We start from the raw sequence: 17,715 nt of genomic DNA, 5'->3' as shown, positions 1-17,715 counted from the left end.
ATCTCCGCTCATCGCCGGTCGCCCCCCGCCCGGCCGGGAAGCTGGGCAGGCTGTGCGTTCTCGGATTGCCGGGCACGCTGCGCCTTACGGGCTTTGCGGGACGGCCGGGAACGCGCGTGTTTCGCGCCCGGGTCGAAGGCGTCGCGCAAACCGTCGCCGACCAGGTTCGCGCACAACACCGTGACGATCAGCAGGCCACCGGAGAACAGGAACAGCCACGGGTAGGTGAGCGCGGTATCGGTGCCCACGGCGATCAGCGAACCGAGCGAGACATCCGGCGGCTGCACGCCGAACCCGAGGAAGCTCAGCCCGGTTTCGGCCATGATCGACGCGCCGACGGTGAGGGTGGTGTCGATGATCAGGATCGACGCGATATTCGGGACGATATGCGTGAGGATCACGGTTCGTGTCGGCGCGCCCATATATCTGGCCGCGCGGACGAATTCGCGATCGCGCAGGCTCAGCGTCAATCCGCGCACGATACGCGCGCTGATCATCCACCCGAATACCGCGAGCAGAATGATCAGCAACGCGATCGATCCACTGCCCTTCGTACGCGGCGCGAACAGGGCGATGAGGATGAAACTCGGTACCACCAGCAGCAGATCGACGATCCACATGAGGGCCCGGTCGGTCCAGCCGCCCAGCAGCCCGGCGAGAGACCCGACCAGCGCGGCGATGGTGGTCGAGATAATGGCCACGCAGAAACCGATGAGCAGTGATTTCTGTAGCCCCCGCAGTGTTTGCGCGAGGACGTCCTGGCCGATCTGGGTGGTGCCGAACGGATGTTGCGGACTGGGCGGCTGCAGCAGCGCCGTGTAGTCGAGGTCCTGGTGGTCGTACGGCAAGAAGGGCGGCAGCGCGAACCCGGCCAGTACCAGCAGAATCAGGATCGATGCGCCGGCCACTGCCGACCGGTTGCGCAGGAAGCGTTTCCAGACCAGTTTGCGCCGCCCCGACGCCGCGACCTCCGGTGCGCCCTGGACGATGATCTCGGTTTCGGTCATTGCGCCCCCGTATCGGGATCTGTGCGCCCGGCGCGCGGCGGGCAACCTGCTTCGAGTCTCATGCTGTATCCATCGGGGCCTGACCGGTTCATGCTGTGTGGATGGGGCATGTGCGGGGGCCCTGCGTGGTGCCGCTTCGCTCCCGCCTTCGGGCCTGACCCGCTCATGCTGTGTCGATGGGGCATGAGCGGGGGCCCTGCGTGGTGCCGCTTCGCTCCCGCCTTCGGGCCTGACCCGCTCATGCCACTCGCACCCGGGGGTCGAGGATCGCGTACACGATGTCGGAGAGCAATCCCGATATCAGCACCACCAGGCCGGCGAACACGGTCACCGTCACCACCACGTAGACGTCCTGCGCGTTGATGGAATCGACCAGCCATTCACCGATTCCGTGCCAGCCGAATATTTTCTCGGTGAAGGTCGCGCCGGTGATCAGCCCGCCCAGGCTGTAGGCGAACAGCGTCGCCATCGGGATCAGGGCGGTGCGCAGACCGTGTTTGTACAGCGCCCTGGTGCGGGTCAGCCCCTTGGCGCGGGCCGTGCGGATGAAATCGCTCTGCAGTACATCGAGCATGGCGTTGCGCTGGTAGCGGCTGTAGCCGGCCATACCGCCGAGCGCGATCGCCAGGGTCGGCAGTACCAGATGCTGTAACCGGTCGACCAGTTGTGCGCCGAACCCCTCGATATGACCGGCCGACGTTTCGCCGGTATAGAGCAGAACCTGCTGCCCGGCCATCGAGTTGATCTCCAGCGCTCCGTATTTCAACAGGGTCGCGAGCAGGAACACCGGTGTCGAGAGGATGAGCAGCGAGAACACGGTCGTGAAGTAATCGCTGAACTTGTACTGCCGGATCGCGCCCGCCGCGCCGATCAGCACACCCAGCACGGTGCCCACCACCGACCCGAGGATCAGCAGGCGCAGACTCACCGCGACACGCCGCGGCAGCTCGTCGCTCACCGGCTGGCCGGCCAGGGTCGTCCCGAAATCACCCCGCACGGCGCCGGAGACCCAGATCAGGTAACGCTGCGGGACGGGATCGTTCAGATGGAGCTCTTCGGCCTTCGCGTCGATCACCGATTGTGGCGGTCGCGGATTGCGCTGTTCGAGGCTTTCGAGCGGGTTGAAGGTCAGCGATGCGACCGTGAAAGTGAGAAACGATGCCAGCAGCAACAGCACGATGTAGTTGAGTGCGCGTCGCAATAAAAAGCCGGTCATCATTCCCCTCGATATCAGGTGTAGCCCCTGATCATAGGGACGGTCGCCGCGCCCTGCGCGGCGGACGGCTCGCTGCGTGTTCACCCGCGGGCGCGGGGCCCGCGGGTGAACACAGCAGAATGGTTCGGGTGACCGCGACGCAGCTGCCCAAACCTAAACTTGTGGCCTCCGATGTGGACGGCACCCTGATCGACCCCTACGAGCGTGTCACCGCGCGGACCAGGGCCGTGGTCGAGGCGCTGGTGGCCGACGGGGTGCGGTTCGTGCTGGCGACAGGGCGGCCACCCCGCTGGATCGCGCCGGTTGTGGCCGGACTCGGTTTCGCGCCGCTGTGCGTATGCGGTAACGGGGCGGTGCTGTACGACGCCGAGACGGATCGGGTTCTGGCCACCATCGCGCTGGATGTGCCGACACTGGCCTGGCTCGCCGATCTCGCGGAGAAGGTCCTGCCCGGATGCGGTCTGGCGGCCGAGCGGGTGAGCGCGAGTGCCCACGACGCGGCGACTCCGCAGTTCGTCAGCTCGCCCCAGTACGAGCACGCCTGGCTGAATCCCGACGACACCGCCGTGGCGCGCGACGAGGTCATCGACTCACCGGCGATCAAAATGCTGATCCGCCTCCCCGGGGCGCGCAGTGGCGATATGGCGGCCACGCTGGCCGAACATATCGGCGACCGTGCGGATATCACCTACTCGACCGACCACGGGCTGGTCGAGATCTCGGCTCCGGGGGTCACCAAGGCACACGGTTTGCGCACTATCGGTGAGCGGTTCGGGATCGCCCCCGCCGAAATGGTCGCGTTCGGAGATATGCCCAACGATATTCCGATGCTGCGGATGGCCGGGCTGGGCGTGGCCATGGGGCATGCGCACCCGGAGGTGCTCGCCGCCGCGGACGAGGTCACCGGGACGAACGCGGAGGACGGGGTCGCGCGGGTGCTGGAACGCTGGTGGCCGCGGGATGAACAGCGCCATGACCGGGACTTTTCGAACAGCTGACCGTGAGATGGTGCGGGTGAGGGTGGGGCGGACGGCTCTGTTCGTGCCGCCGGGCTCATCGGCAGACAGCGAAAGCCGCGCCGACTGCGCGGTGCACAGTGGCGCGGCTGATCGCCTGTTCTGTTCAGGCGGGCGGTAGGGCCGGCGCTGCCGGATCGCTGCCCGGGGCGGGTGCCGGTTGCGCGGGCGTTTGCGGTTGCTCGGCCGGGCCCGGCGCCCCACCGGTCGACCCGCCCGCCGGCGGTTGCTGGGCCGGCGCGGCCGCGGGCGGGACATATTCCGCGGCCGCGGGTGGTTCGGCCGCTTGTGGTTGTTGCGCCGGTGTGGGTGGTGCCGTGAGTGACGGAGTGGTGGCCGGTGCCTGCTGCTGTCCCGGCGACGGGGCGGCGAGAGCCGGTGCCGATGGGGAATGGACAGCCCGGGGTGCGGCCGGTGCGCCGGGGGACGGAATCGGCGCCGCCTGCGGGCCGGGTGATACCTGCCCCTGGTGGGTCTCGTTGTAGGTCTTCCAGAGCGTCGAGACGATATCGGTGGCCTGGTTCAGGATCAGCGAACCGTTCTGGAAATCGGCGCGCAAGCCCTCGGGGACGGTATAGGGGTTGGTCAGGGGCAGGCCGAGGGCGCCCCCGTCACCGCCCAATTCCAGGAAACTGTCCAGGATCTTGCCCACCACTTCGTGGACCTGCCCGTCCGGAGTGGTGTAGACGTAGCCGTTGACGAACTTCGCGTACTGCTGTCCCTGGGCCGCGGGCATCGGTTCGGAGGCAGCTTGCCCGAGCGGGCCGTCCGGGCCGCCCTTGGATACCCAGTATTTGGCGATCACATTGTCGTTGACCATGGTCAGCAGCTTCGTGGTGAGATCGGCGAGAGCGGCCAGGTCCGATCGGGAGGCCTGGCTGCGGGGCGATTGCGACTGAGTTTCCCCGGCTTCACCGGCCGCGATTGTGCGGATGCGGTCCATCTGCGCGTACGCGGCGTCGCCCGGGCAGCTGGTGTTGCCGACGTCGCGGTGGGCGAAGATCACCGGCAGGTTCACTTCCGCGCCCTTGGCGTACGGCGTGAACTCGGTGCCCTCGGAATACATTTTGGTCTGTCCCCGCGGGTCGAGTCCGGCGATCTTCGCGCGCCAGCCGGCGAATTTGCCGGTGGCCTCGATGGATTCGTCGGTGGGCTGCTCGGCCTGGTAGTCGCCCATGATCGCGACCCCGGAAGTGTTCTCGTTGAAACCGCCCGCGTGCGCACCCTGCACGGTCTCGTTGAGACCGCCGTAGCGGCCCTCGAAGATCTGGCCGTATTTGTCGACCAGCGCGTTGTAGCCGATATCGCACCAGCCCAAGGTTCGCGAATGGTAGGCGTAGATGGCGCGCACGATCCCCGCCGATTCGCCCTTGCTGTAGTCGTTGCGGCCGGCCGTGTGGTGCACCGTGATCCCACCGAGTCCGTCGTCGTAGGTGGGTTCCTGGCAGCGGATCGATTCGTCGGCGCCCCATTGGTTGCGGGTGATCACCCGGGGGCCGCCGCCGGGCAGAGCGGCGGCGATGTCCTGCAGGTTTTCGTCGACCGCGCCGCGGCCGGGGTCGATCAGGACAGCGGTCAGGTCGGGGGGCGCTTGTTGTCCGGCCGCCGCGGGCGTGGGTTCCAGCGGGCCGCCCGGATTCTGCTGCGGTTTCCGGGTGACCAGGACCTGGACCGCGGTCGTGTTGCCGACGTAGATCGGGTCGGTGCCCGCGGGCGCACCGCCGGCCACGCCGTCGGCGCCGTCGATCGGGCTGGCCTCGTACCACTGGCCCCAGGCGCCGTCGGGTTGTTTGGCGCGGACCATCACCGTGGTGTTCGCCAGGTCGGGGGCGGTGAGCGCGACCATACTGAACGGCTCTTCCCGGGTGAGTTCCTTGACCTGGGCTCCGACGGCGTTCATGAATTCAGGGGGGATGACGCCGGGAGTGAGCGCCGGAGTGTCGGCGGCCGGTGCGGCGCCGGGAGCTTCGGCGATCGATCCGAGCCCGGGCCGGCGGCCGGGCATCCGGCCGCCCGGCCCGGTCTGGGTCGGCGCCGGGGTGAGTCCGGGCAGATCCAGCGCCTGGAGATCGGACAGGTGTAGATCGGGCAGGTCGAGGCCGGTGAGTTCGGCCAGGGGCAGGACGATATCGGGTGCGTTCTGCAACGCCAGCTCGGTGAGCATCGGCGGTACGGCGGTGAGTTCCACCTGGTCGGCCGATTTATCGGGGCCGACGACCGTGGGGACCAGGATCGGGCCCGCGACCGCTACTAGCGCGACAACCGGCAGGACGTAGGAACGCTTCGGTTTGCGGTAGGGCACGAGCGTCTCCAATCAGGGTTGCAACCAGTGATCGGTGAGCAAGTCATGCTTGCGTACTCGAGTCTCACAGACCACACTAGCCACATTCGTCACAAATCTAAACCTGAGGTTGAGGCTTACCTGGTCGCTCGAATGTAGCTCCCGGATCGTGGCCGGTCGAAACGACATGCCGACGTCGTGTCGAGGCAAACGTCCGGGCAAAACGATGGGAGTGCGTGTATGCCATACCTAAAGTACATAACTCGCCCGAAAGCTCCGCTGCGACTTGTGAATCCACTGGTTGTGGCTCGATTACCCCAGTCGATGCGAGGTCGGCGGATTCGGCCCGGCCCACTGTTCACCTGTGGCGCTACAGCGATGCTGATCGGTGGAGCCCTCTTGACGCCGTCGGCGGGCGAGGTATACCGGATGATTGCCGAGGCCGGTCCCGGTCACGGGCGGGGGCTGAGCCAGCACGGCGCGTTGCAGAACGCCAACGGCGGCCAGAACGTCGACCAGATCCTCGGCCACTACTACCCCGGAGCGGAGAGCGGCACCATCGGCCCCGCGTCGGTATCGGTCAGGTTGCAGGGGCACGACGGCGCCGAACCGGTCGTATTCTCCGACGCCGGTGCACGCGTGGCGGGCCAGGTGCTGAACCCCGGTGAGGCTGCCCGGCTGATACCGCTCCCCGACGGCGGCGCGCATATCGTGGTCACCGACGGATGTGACGGCGCGGTGCTGTGGGAGACCTCGGCAGGCGACCCGTGGGTCTATCCGATCGACCCGAACCCCAACCGGCCGGCGGACGAGCATCTCACCCTGTGCGGTGGCGGTGCGTACCGCGGATCGCTGGGCGTAGCGGCCGAGAACGGGGAACCGCGCACGGTCAACCGGGTCGATGTCCAGGACTACCTGCTCGGTGTCGTACCCGCGGAGATGCCGGCCGATTGGGCCCCCGCGGCGCTCGAGGCGCAGGCTGTCGCCGCGCGCTCCTACGCCCTGGCCGAGGCCCGCTGGCCGTACGCGCAGACCTGTGACACCACCGATTGCCAGGTCTACAGCGGTACCGCGCAGGAGGACCCGCGAACCACCGCCGCGGTGGAGGGCACCGCGGGCCGGGTGTTGTTGCGCGACGGCCGGATTCTGCGCGCGGAGTATTCGGCCGCGCCCGACGGCGGCAGCCCCGCCGATATCCAGACTTTCGAGGTGGGCCCGACACCCGCGGAACTGACGGTCGCCACGCCGATGCCGGCTCCGCCGGTGAACCCGGATACCGCGACGTCATCGCCGGACGGATCGTCACCCGGTGTGCCCGCGGATTCCGTACCGCACGCCTCGACCTCCCCGGAAGGCTCCAAATCCGGTTCGGTGCCGGGTGCGGGCGCGCCCGTGCCACGGACCCCGGAAGGCAGCCTCCCGGTATCGCCGAACGGTACGACCCCGGGTATGCCCGGGGTGGCGCCGGGGCAGACGCCCTCGCCGATCGATACCGCCTACGCGGAAATGGGTGGCGCGCGCAGCCCGGTGGGCCTGCCCGTCACACCGGAGATGTCGCTGCCCGACGATGCCGGCAGTTACCGATTGTTCGAAAACGGCGTCATCGTCTACACCCCGGACCTGGGCGCGCAGGTGGTCGATTTCACCACGCTGATGCAACTGGTGCCGGACCTCGACGATCCCGCACCGGGTAGCGCCGACTCGGGAGCACCCGACCCGCAGGGCGCCGGACCGGGCGCGACCGCGCCTTCCGGTACCGAACCGGACGCGACCGCACCTTCGGGCACCGAACCGGGCGCGACCACGCAAGGGGGCTCGACGGCTCCCGGCGGAACCGAATCGGGCAATCCGGGTGCGGCTGAAGGTGATTCCGGCCAGTCCGGGGTTGCTCCCGGCCGGGTGCCGGCCGGGCGGGCCGGGGCCGCGGACACGCCGCAATCGTCGCCCGGAGGTCCGGTGCTGGAGGGTGATCGGCCGGCGGCCGTACCCGGAGCGCAGAAGATCCCGATGGATCTGGAGGTGACCAAGGTTTCGTAGCGCAAGGGTCCGCGCACGAATTGTGGGCGGACCCTTGCGCTTCCCGACGAGTGGGTCCATGCCCTCGGCGAACAGCGCTGCGGCGCGGTAGAGTTCCCGAAAATCGTGACGAGGGGGAGGTCCCATGAGTTACCCGTATGGTCAGCCGCCGCATCAGCCGGGATATCCGGCTCCGGCCCCTGCTTATCCGGCGTATGCCGCGCCCAATCCGTACGGGTACCAGCCCCGGCCCAGTGGGGGCACCGGGATCACCGCGGGGATCCTCGCGCTGTTCGGGGCGCTGTCCAGTGTGGGTATGGCGATATCCATGTTCATCCTGGCCGCCGCCACCTCCGAGAGCTCGCTCACGAGCGGGGCGGTGCTGGCCACCGGCGCGCGCCGGCGCAGCAGTTCCTCGTCCAGCAGCAGTAGTAGCAGCGGGACCGACGTGGATATCGACTTCGAGGGCGTCGGCGTCATCTGGGGTATCGCCTACATCATCGTGGCGCTGGCACTGCTGATCGGCGGGATCATGCTGCTGCGGCGCAGCAGTGCCGGGCGGATCACGGTGATCGTGGCCTGCGTCGCGTTCGTGATCGTCTCGATCTTCGGTTTCGGGCTCACCGCAATCGTCGGCGGTGCCTTCGCCGTCCTGACCCTGATCCTGGCCGCCGTCGGCTCCACCAAACGGTGGATCGATGCCGGCCGGATGCCGGCGATGGCCGGTGGCTACGGGCCCGCCCAGTACGGCTACTGACGAGCTCACAGCCGATAATCGCACCTCGGTTTCGCCGGGGCCGGTCAGGTACCGGCCCCGGCGAACATTTTTTCGAGTACCTGCCGACCGTCACCCGTCCCCACCTGGTATTACCACGTACGTGCTGATCCCGACTGGCGCCGGGAAACGCTTCCGATACGCTGGGCTCCCGTGACCGCCGCATCGTCTCCGGGTAACTCAGATAACAACGCACAGTTCGACCTGATCGTCGTCGGCTCCGGGTTCTTCGGGCTGACCGTCGCCGAGCGCAGCGCGAATCTACTCGGCAAAAGAGTCCTCGTGCTGGATCGCCGTCCGCATATCGGTGGTAACGCGTATTCGGAGCCGGAACCGGAAACCGGGATCGAAATCCACAAATATGGTGCACATCTGTTCCACACCTCGAACAAACGAGTCTGGGACTATGTCACGCAGTTCACCGAGTTCACCGGCTACCAGCACCGCGTTTTCGCCCTGCACAAAGGTCAGGCCTACCAGTTCCCGATGGGGCTGGGCCTGGTCTCCCAATTCTTCGGCCGGTATTTCACTCCCGACGAAGCGCGTGCCCTGATCGCCGACCAGGCGTCGGAGATCGAGACCAAGGACGCGCAGAACCTCGAGGAAAAAGCGATCTCGCTGATCGGCCGCCCGCTCTACGAGGCCTTCTTCCGCAATTACACCGCCAAACAGTGGCAGACCGATCCCAAGGAATTGCCGGCCGGAAATATCACCCGGCTCCCGGTCCGCTACACCTTCGACAACCGCTACTTCAACGACACCTACGAGGGTCTGCCCAAAGAGGGGTACACGAAGTGGCTGGAGAACATGGCGGCCAGTGAGCTGATCGAGGTCCGGGTGGACACCGACTGGTTCGATGTCCGCGACGAATTGCGTGCGCAGAACCCGGACGCCCCGGTCGTCTATACCGGCCCGCTGGACCGCTACTTCGACTTCACCGAGGGCGAGCTGGGCTGGCGCACGATCGACTTCGAGACCGAGGTGCTGCCCACCGGCGATTTCCAGGGCACCTCGGTGATGAACTACAACGATGCGGATCCGCCCTACACCCGGATCATCGAACCCAGGCATTTCCATCCGGAGCGGGACTACCCGACGGACAAGACGGTGATCATGCGCGAGTACTCGCGTTTCGCCAAGACCGGCGACGAACCGTACTATCCGATCAACACCCCGGATGACCGAGCCAAACTGACCGCCTACCGCGAGCTGGCCAAGCAGGAGACCGCCACGGCGAAGGTCCTGTTCGGCGGCCGTCTCGGTACCTACCAGTACCTGGATATGCATATGGCCATCGCGAGTGCACTGAACATGTTCGACAATGTGCTGCGGCCCCACCTGGAAACGGGCGCACCGCTGGCCGAGGAGAACAACGACGTATGACCTCCGCATCACTGGCGCACAGCGCATCCACCACCCGTGCGAAATCGCTCCTGCAGCGGGTTATCCTGCCCCGCCCGGGTGAGCCCCTCGATGTGCGCACCCTGTACCTGGAAGAGTCGGCGACCAACGCCCGCCGCGCGCATGCCACCACCCGGACCTCGCTGTCGGTAGGCGCGGAGTCCGAGGTGTCGTTCTGCACCTACTTCAACGCGCTGCCGGCCAGCTACTGGCGGCGCTGGAGCATGCTCGATTCGGTGGTGTTGCGGCTGGAGCTGGCCGGGCACGGGCGGGTCGATCTGTACCGGTCCAAGGCCGACGGCTCCCGGATCCATGTCCGGGGCGGCGAGTTCGCGGTAGCTCCCGGCGCGGAAACCGTCTCCGTCGAGCTGGAGACCGATCTCGGGCCGTTCGAGGACGGTGGCTGGCTCTGGTTCGATATCACCACCGATACCGCGGTCACACTGGTCTCCGGTGGTTGGTACGCACCGGTCGAGGCGCCCGGTGACGGCCGTATCGCGGTCGGTATGCCGACCTTCAACCGCCCGACCGACGCGGTGAAGACCCTGAACGCGCTCGGCTCCGATCCGCTCGTACTGGCGCAGATCGACGCGGTGATCATCCCGGACCAGGGCACCCGCAAAGTTGTCGACGAACCCGGTTTCGACGAGGCCGCCGCCGTACTCGGCGACCGGCTCGCCATTCACGACCAGCCGAATCTCGGAGGGTCCGGCGGATACAGCCGGGTCATGTACGAGGCGCTGAAAACCACCAGTGCCGAATACATCGTCTATATGGACGACGATATCGAGATCGAACCCGATTCGATCCTGCGCTCCCTGGCCTTCGCCCGTTTCGCGAAATCACCGGTTCTGGTGGGTGGCCAGATGCTCAACCTGCAGGAACGGTCGCATCTGCATGTGATGGGCGAGGTCGTCGACCGCAATATCTTCATGTGGTCGGCGGCGCCGAATGTGGAATACGACCACGATTTCGCCAAGTACCCGCTGCGTGACCGGGACAATTCGAAACTGCTGCACCGGCGTATCGACGGCGATTTCAACGGCTGGTGGACCTGCGTTATCCCGCGGCAGGTCGCCGAACAACTCGGTCAGCCGCTACCGCTGTTCCTGAAATGGGACGACGTCGAATACGGATTGCGCGCGCGGGAGGCCGGTTATCCCACGGTCACCCTGCCGGGTGCCGCCGTCTGGCATATGGCGTGGAGCGATAAGGACGACGCGATCGATTGGCAGGCGTATTTCCATCTGCGCAATCGCCTGGTCGTCGCCTCGCTGCACCAGCCGGGTAACGGGCGCGCCATGATCGCCCATACCGTCAAGGCCACTCTCAAGCATCTGCTGTGCCTGGAGTATTCGACGGTCGCCATCCAGAATCTCGCGATCCGCGATTTCCTGGCCGGGCCGCAGCGTCTTTTCGAGCTGTTGCCCAGCGCTCTGGGTGCGGTCCACGAGCTGCGTAAGCAGTATCCGGACGCGGTGATCCTGCCGTCGTCCACCGAACTCCCGCTGGCCAGCGGAATCGGTATCGGCGCGGTGGGCGAACCCGGTAATCCGATCGCGAAGATCGCGCGGCTGGCCAAGGGCATGCTGAACAATCTGCGGCCCGCGCATCCGGAGCATCACGACCGCCCGCAGCTCAACGTTCCGACCTTGGACGCGCGCTGGTTCCTGCTGTCCCAGGTCGACGGGGTCACGGTGACCACCGCGGACGGGCGCGGTGTGGTGTACCGCAAACGCGATCCGCGTCAGGCCTACGGGCTGCTGCGCGAGGCCCTGCGGTTGCGTAAGGAACTCGCCGACCGGATGCCGGAGATGCGGCAGCGTTACCGCGCCGCGCACGCGGAACTCACCGGTACCGCGGCCTGGGAGAAGGCCTTCGGTATCGACGGTGCCGCGGAGGCGCAGCGGTGAACGCGATGAATCCCAGCCTGCAGGACTCGACCGCCGGGCGCACCCCGCCCGAGGTGAAGATCATCGAGGCCGTTCAGGGAGCCATCGCGACTCCTCCGGTTGTCTCCGCGGCGCGCGGTATGTCGCATTTCGGGGAGCATGCGCTCGGCTGGGTCGCGATCGCGGCCGCGGGCGCGCTGGCCGATAAACCACGCCGGCGCCAGTGGGCGGGGGTCGCGGTCGGCGCCGTGGGCGCCCACGCCGCGTCCATCGTGATCAAACGGGTTGTTCGGCGGCCCCGGCCGAATGCGCCATCGGTGCAGGTCAACGTGGGTACGCCGAGTAAATTGAGCTTCCCTTCCTCGCACGCGACCTCGACAACGGCGGCGGCGGTGTTGCTCGGAAAATTGACCGGGCTACCCTTGCCTGCGGTGCTCGTACCGCCGATGTTGCTGTCCAGGGTCGTGCTAGGGGTTCACTACCCCTCCGATGTGCTCGCCGGTTCCGCGCTCGGTGCCGCGTCCGCCGCCGTCCTGCTCGCCGCTGAAAAGAGACTCGACAGTGACCGTACAAGACGAAAAGGCGCTGCCTGATATGAGTGAAGAACCCACCGGCGCCGATCTGGTCGATGCCGAGGTCAAGGGCCCGCCCAAGACTTTGGTCGGTGGCCTGGTCAAGGCAGTCCGTCCGCGACAGTGGGTGAAGAATGTCCTGGTGCTGGCGGCCCCGCTGGCGGCGGGGTCGGTCACCGATCTGGACGTGCTGGGCAATGTCGCGATCGCCTTCGTGGTCTTCTGCCTGGCGGCGTCGGGTGTCTACCTGACCAACGACGCGATGGATGTCGAGGCCGATCGCGCGCATCCGACCAAGCGGTTCCGGCCGATCGCCGCCGGTGTGGTGCCGGTGAATCTGGCCTTCGCGCTGTCGGCGGTACTGCTGATCGCTTCGCTGTCGCTGTCGTTCCTGGCTTCCTGGCAGCTGGCCGTAACGATGGGCGTGTACATCGGTGTCCAGCTGGGTTACTGCTTCGGGCTCAAACACCAGGTGGTTCTGGACATCTGCATCGTGTCCTCGGGGTTCCTGCTGCGCGCGGTGGCCGGTGGTGTGGCGGCGGGTATTCCGCTGTCGCAGTGGTTCCTGCTGATCATGGCGTTCGGTTCGCTGTTCATGGCGGCCGGCAAACGGTACGCCGAACTACAACTGGTTCTGTCCACCGGCGCCAAGATTCGTAAATCGCTGGAGTACTACACCCCGACCTATCTACGATTCACGTGGAGCCTGGCCGCCACCGCGGTCGTGGTCTTCTATGGACTGTGGGCCTTCGAACAGGGTGCGGCCAAGGACACCGAATGGTTCGCGCTCTCGATGATCCCGTTCACCATCGCGATCCTGCGCTACGCCGTGGATGTCGACGGTGGCGAGGCCGGGGAGCCGGAAGAGATCGCATTCGGAGACCGCGTCCTGCAGTTGCTTGCCATCGCCTGGATCGGAGCGGTTGGTGTCGCTGTCTATCTCTTCTGACGAGATTGCGGTAGCCGAAACAGAAAAGACCGGCGAGCGCGCTGCCATCGAGCAGCCGCGCTCGTCGGCGCCTTCCGGTAGGACGCCGCGCGCGGTGTTCGCCGGCGGGATCGTCGTGACCATCGCGCTGTTCGCCTTCGGGGCCTGGCAGCGGCGCTGGATCGCCGACGACGGTCTCATCGTCCTGCGTACTGTACGAAACCTGCTGGCCGGTAACGGCCCGGTTTTCAACGTGGGCGAACGGGTGGAGACCAATACGAGTACGGCGTGGACCTACATCGTGTGGTTCTTCAGCTGGCTGACCCAGGCCCGGCTGGAATACGTCGTGCTCGGTGTAGCGCTGACACTGTCGCTGCTCGCGCTGCTGTTCGCCATGCTCGGCACCGGCAAGCTGTGGGGCCCGGCGTCGTCGGTGCTGTTGCTTCCGGCCGGTGCGCTGGCCTATATCGCCGTGCCGCCGGCCCGCGACTATGCGACCTCCGGGTTGGAGAACTGCCTGGTGATCTGCTGGATCGCGCTGCTGTGGCTGTTGCTCATCCGCTGGAGCAAGGCCCGTCGGCCCGGCGTCGCGGGGCTGCTCGGGCTCGCTTTCCTCGCCGGGCTGGCGCCGCTGGTCCGGCCGGAGATGACGGTGGTCGGCGGCCTGGCCCTGCTGTTGATCTTCTTCGCGCCGATGCCCGCCTCCCGGCTGCGGCCGTGGCTGCTGCGAGGGCTCATCGTGGCGGTGGCCGGGGCCGTACCGCTGGTCTATCAGGTCTGGCGGATGGGCTACTACGGGCTGCCGTATCCCAACACCGCGGTCGCGAAGGATGCGGGCGGTGCCAAATGGGGGCAGGGACTCACCTATCTCTGGGATCTGGCGGGCCCCTACTACCTCTATGTGCCGCTTGCCATTCTGCTGGTCGCGGGTCTGGTATCGGCGCGGGTGTATCGCGTCGCGCCGGTTGTGGTGGATCCGGCCGCCGAACAGGAACGGGAAGGGCTGGGCCGGATTCGGCGGTTGCGCGAATGGTTGCGCACGCCGGCCGCCGTGGTCACGCTGGTGCTGAGTTCCGCCGTGCTCCTCACCGTCTACGCATTGCGGGTCGGTGGCGATTTCATGCACGGCCGGATGCTGCTGCCGCAACTGTTCCTGTTCCTGCTGCCGGTCGCGGTGATTCCGCTGCGGTTGCCGGAGGGTGGCGTCCGCGCCCTGAACCGCCGGACCGCGCCGGCTTTCGGGCTCATGGTGGTCGCGCTGGTGGGGACGGTCGCCTGGGCACTGCTGGCCTCGGGTACCACCGCGATCAAGACCGGAACCAAGATCAATGAATCCGGGATCGTGGACGAACGTGTCTACTACGTTCTCAATACCGGCCACGATCACCCGATTCGCGCCGAGGACTACCTCGACTACGCGCGGATGCGGCCGATGGTGGAGGCCATCGAGAACACACCGGACGGCGGGCTGCTGCTGAATTCGCCCTCGTTCACGTTCTGGTACGTCGCCCCGCCGCCGATCCCGATCCCGCCGGGCGGCGCGGGACATACGGTCTACTTCCTCAACTTGGGGATGACCAGTATGAATGTTCCACTGGACGTCCGGGTCATCGATCCGATGGGCCTGGCCTTCCCGCTGGCCGCGCATACCGAGCGGCTCACAGACGGGCGTATCGGTCACGACAAGAGCCTGTATCCGGACTGGGTGATCGTGGAAACCGGCATGGTGGACCGTAAACCGTGGCTGCCCTGGTACATGGATGAGGACTGGGTGAAACAGGCCCGCGTGGCGATGTCCTGTCCGGAGACCTACGCGCTGACGCTGTCCTACAAGGGTCCGCTGACATTCGAACGTTTCAAGCACAACCTGCTGCACGCGACGGATTTCGCCGCCTATCGTATGGACCGGGTCCCGGAGTATGAGATTCAACGCTGTGGTTTGGTCGATCCGGTGCCGCCTGTGCGCTGATCTGCCTGTTCGCTGATAGCTTTTCGGCATCGATAAGAACGGGTCGAACTCTGGGCAGGCATGGGGTACCGCGCCACGCTATGGTGCTGGCGTCCGCTCCCGGCCCGTACGGAACCGGGGACCGGTGCCGGACTACGCGATCGAGGGATCGCACGACGGAGGGTGGGAGCAATGCGAGGCGTTATCGGTCGCCCGGTGTGGCGACTGCGTGGCCGGCTGAAACGAGCGGCTCTGCTGTCCCTGGCGATTCTGCTACCGGCCGGGCTGTCGGTCGCCGGGCCGGACGCCCCGGCCTCCGCGCGGTTCGACCCCGGTTTCGGTTTCGATTTCTGGGTCGATTCGGAGATGGGCCCGATCAAATCCCGGGTCTTCCGCGCGGCGGACGGCAACACCGGCCGGGTCGTCTACGCGCTGGACGGTATGCGCGCCCGGAACGATCTCAGCGGGTGGGAGATCGACACCGATGTCGCCCGGGAGCTGACCAAATGGAATATCAACGTCGTCATGCCGGTCGGTGGCCGCTCCAGTTTCTACGCGGATTGGAACGCCCCGAGTAACTTCTTCGGGCTGGGTAGTTCGGGGAGCGCCGGTGGCGCCACCGGTTCGGCGGCCGATTCGGGTTCGGGGCTGGCGTCGGGTTCGGGGGCCGGGCCGGGTCTGTCGACCACCTACAAGTGGGAGACCTTCCTGACGCGTGACCTGCGCTGGGCGCTGCGCGATCAGCTCGGTTTCAACCCCAACGGCAACGGTGTCTTCGGGCTGTCCATGGGTGGCAGCGCGGCACTCAGCCTCGCCGCCTACCATCCGGACCAGTTCCGCTACGCCGGTTCCTATTCCGGCTACCTGAATGTGTCGGCGCCCGGTATGCGCGAGGCCCTGCGAGTGGCCATGCTGGACGCCGGCGGCTTCAATATCGACGCGATGGCGCCGCCGTGGGGCCCGCAGTGGCTGCGGATGGATCCGTTCGTCTTCGCGCCGCTGTTGCGCGACAACAACACCCGGCTGTGGATCTCGGCGGGTAGCGGGCTTCCCGGGGCGGCCGACGCGCCGGATATGAACACCGTGAACGCCATGGGCCTCGAAGGGCTGGCCCTGGCCAATACGCGGGCGTTCCAGGCCCGTATGGCGGCGCTGGGGGCGCATAACGTCACCTACGATTTCCCTGCCGTGGGCGTGCACAACTGGCACTACTGGACCGACGAGGTGTATCGGATGATCCCTGACATGTCGGCGAATATCGGCTGAACCCTCCCGGGCCGGACACGCCCGTCCGGATTGCGAATTCGTTGCCGGAGCTACCGACCCAGGTGCTCGGCAACGAAAACGCAGCCACGCCACGCGGATGCGTGTGACCTGCGACACTATCTGGCAACATGAACCCGCATCTGGCCGATTGATCCACCAGGAGCATGTATCCAGATAACGGCTTCCGTTTCCAGCGGCAGTCGTGGTCTATGTATCCGATATGGGGCCGGTAGCGTAGCTCGTGATTTGCTGTCCGGCTGTCCAGGCGAAAGGTCTAGTCGAATGCGAAGTGCGCGAAGGCTCAGATCGGTACGGCCCCGGCGGTGGGTCGGTCGTTGGGCGCTGGGGATCACCGTGGCGCTGCTGGCCCCACTCGCGGTGGCGCTGTCCGATTCGGGCAGCCAGGTCCGGGCCGCGCCCAATCCGGCGGGATTCGATTTCGTAGTGAACTCCCCGGAGATGGGACCCATCAGGTCACGGATCTTCCGGGCCAAAGACGGCAACACCAACCGAGTGGTCTACGCCCTGGACGGTATGCGCGCACCGGAGACGCACAGCGGCTGGGAGTTCGATACCAATGTCGCCGACGCGCTCACCGACTGGAATATCAACGTCGTAATGCCGATCGGCGGTATGTCCAGCTTCTACGCGGACTGGAATGCGCCGAGTTCGTTCTTCGGTGCGCCACCGACCGGCTCCTCGTCGGGTTCCGGCGCCCTCAACGTGATGTCCGAGGGTCCGGGTAAAAGCTACCGCTACGCCTGGGAGACGTTCGTAACCCAGCATCTGCGCTGGGCGCTGCGCGACCGGCTCGGATTCAACCCGTATCGCAACGGTGTTTTCGGATTGTCGATGGGCGGCAGCGGCGCCCTCACAATGGCCGCATATCACCCGGACCAGTTCAGTTTCGCCGGTTCCTACTCCGGTTATCTGAACATCTCCGCGCCGGGTATGCGCGAGGCCATCCGGGTCGCGATGATCGACGCGGGCGGCTACAACGTGGATTCGATGGCGCCGCCGTGGGGTCCGCAATGGCTGCGGATGGACCCTTTCGTATTTGCGCCACTGCTGCGCGATCACAACACCAGACTCTGGATATCCGCTGGTAGTGGGTTGCCCGATCTACCGGCCGACGGATTCAACGGCAATACCGTCAACGGTATGGCGCTCGAGGCGCTGGCGCTTGCCAATACCCGCTCGTTCCAGCTGCGGATGATGTCGCTCGGTGCGAACAATGTCACCTACTCGTTCCCGGGAGCCGGTATCCACTCCTGGACGTACTGGCAAGCCGAGGTCTACCGGATGATTCCGGATTTATCCGCGAATATCGGATAAACAGCGGTCGCGGGGGTTCCCGGCGGAACCCCCGCGACGACAGCAGTGTGCCCGCCCCGGAC

13 protein-coding genes are annotated in these 17,715 nt (G+C 66.5%); 10 read left to right on the top strand and 3 right to left on the bottom strand.

All coding sequences use genetic code 11. The features are described 5' to 3' along the window. Positions 1–8: 8 nt before the first annotated feature. A complete protein-coding gene (locus ABZ827_RS22260) occupies positions 9–1,007 on the bottom strand; it encodes an ABC transporter permease (protein ID WP_357239661.1) in 999 nt (332 codons plus the stop codon). A gap of 238 nt (positions 1,008–1,245) precedes the next feature. Continuing rightward, positions 1,246–2,223 (bottom strand): ABC transporter permease, encoded by a 978-nt coding sequence (locus tag ABZ827_RS22255; protein WP_357239659.1) that lies wholly within the window; start codon positions 2,221–2,223, stop codon positions 1,246–1,248. Between the two features lie 128 nt (positions 2,224–2,351). On the opposite strand from ABZ827_RS22255, the gene ABZ827_RS22250 reads away from it, so the two are divergent. After that, a complete protein-coding gene (locus ABZ827_RS22250) occupies positions 2,352–3,221 on the top strand; it encodes an HAD family hydrolase (RefSeq protein WP_357239656.1) in 870 nt (289 codons plus the stop codon). A 124-nt stretch (positions 3,222–3,345) separates the two neighbouring features. Here the strand turns inward: ABZ827_RS22250 and ABZ827_RS22245 are convergent, their stop codons facing one another. Then, entirely contained in the window at positions 3,346–5,541 is a 2,196-nt protein-coding gene (locus ABZ827_RS22245) for an N-acetylmuramoyl-L-alanine amidase (protein ID WP_357239653.1), read from the bottom strand. Between the two features lie 408 nt (positions 5,542–5,949). Here ABZ827_RS22245 and ABZ827_RS22240 point away from each other — a divergent pair, with 408 nt between their 5' ends. From ABZ827_RS22240 to ABZ827_RS22200, 9 genes are all read left to right on the top strand, one after another. After that, positions 5,950–7,557, top strand: a complete 1,608-nt coding sequence (locus ABZ827_RS22240) for a SpoIID/LytB domain-containing protein (RefSeq protein WP_357239651.1) — start codon at positions 5,950–5,952, stop codon at positions 7,555–7,557. Between the two features lie 124 nt (positions 7,558–7,681). Next, positions 7,682–8,293, top strand: a complete 612-nt coding sequence (locus tag ABZ827_RS22235) for a hypothetical protein (protein WP_357239649.1) — start codon at positions 7,682–7,684, stop codon at positions 8,291–8,293. A 171-nt stretch (positions 8,294–8,464) separates the two neighbouring features. Beyond that, complete coding sequence (glf, locus tag ABZ827_RS22230) at positions 8,465–9,694, top strand: UDP-galactopyranose mutase (RefSeq protein WP_357239647.1); 1,230 nt, start codon at positions 8,465–8,467, stop codon at positions 9,692–9,694. Further along, positions 9,691–11,625, top strand: a complete 1,935-nt coding sequence (locus tag ABZ827_RS22225) for a glycosyltransferase (RefSeq protein ID WP_357239644.1) — start codon at positions 9,691–9,693, stop codon at positions 11,623–11,625. Before glf ends, ABZ827_RS22225 begins: the two co-directional genes overlap by 4 nt. 5 nt (positions 11,626–11,630) lie before the next feature. After that, positions 11,631–12,197, top strand: a complete 567-nt coding sequence (locus tag ABZ827_RS22220) for a phosphatase PAP2 family protein (protein WP_357239641.1) — start codon at positions 11,631–11,633, stop codon at positions 12,195–12,197. 1 nt (position 12,198) lies between these two features. Next, on the top strand, positions 12,199–13,125 hold the full coding sequence (locus ABZ827_RS22215) for a decaprenyl-phosphate phosphoribosyltransferase (protein ID WP_357239638.1): 927 nt from the start codon (positions 12,199–12,201) through the stop codon (positions 13,123–13,125). After that, on the top strand, positions 13,103–15,073 hold the full coding sequence (gene zomB / locus ABZ827_RS22210) for a flagellar motor control protein ZomB (RefSeq protein ID WP_357239635.1): 1,971 nt from the start codon (positions 13,103–13,105) through the stop codon (positions 15,071–15,073). Before ABZ827_RS22215 ends, zomB begins: the two co-directional genes overlap by 23 nt. A 171-nt stretch (positions 15,074–15,244) precedes the next feature. Next, positions 15,245–16,318, top strand: a complete 1,074-nt coding sequence (locus ABZ827_RS22205) for an alpha/beta hydrolase family protein (protein ID WP_357239632.1) — start codon at positions 15,245–15,247, stop codon at positions 16,316–16,318. Between the two features lie 282 nt (positions 16,319–16,600). Continuing rightward, on the top strand, positions 16,601–17,653 hold the full coding sequence (locus ABZ827_RS22200; protein ID WP_357239629.1) for an alpha/beta hydrolase family protein: 1,053 nt from the start codon (positions 16,601–16,603) through the stop codon (positions 17,651–17,653). The last annotated feature ends 62 nt before the right edge of the window (positions 17,654–17,715 follow it).

Source organism: Nocardia sp. NPDC019395, assembly GCF_040632335.1.
Classification (GTDB): Bacteria; Actinomycetota; Actinomycetes; order Mycobacteriales; family Mycobacteriaceae; genus Nocardia.
This window is presented reverse-complemented; position numbering and strand designations above follow the sequence as displayed.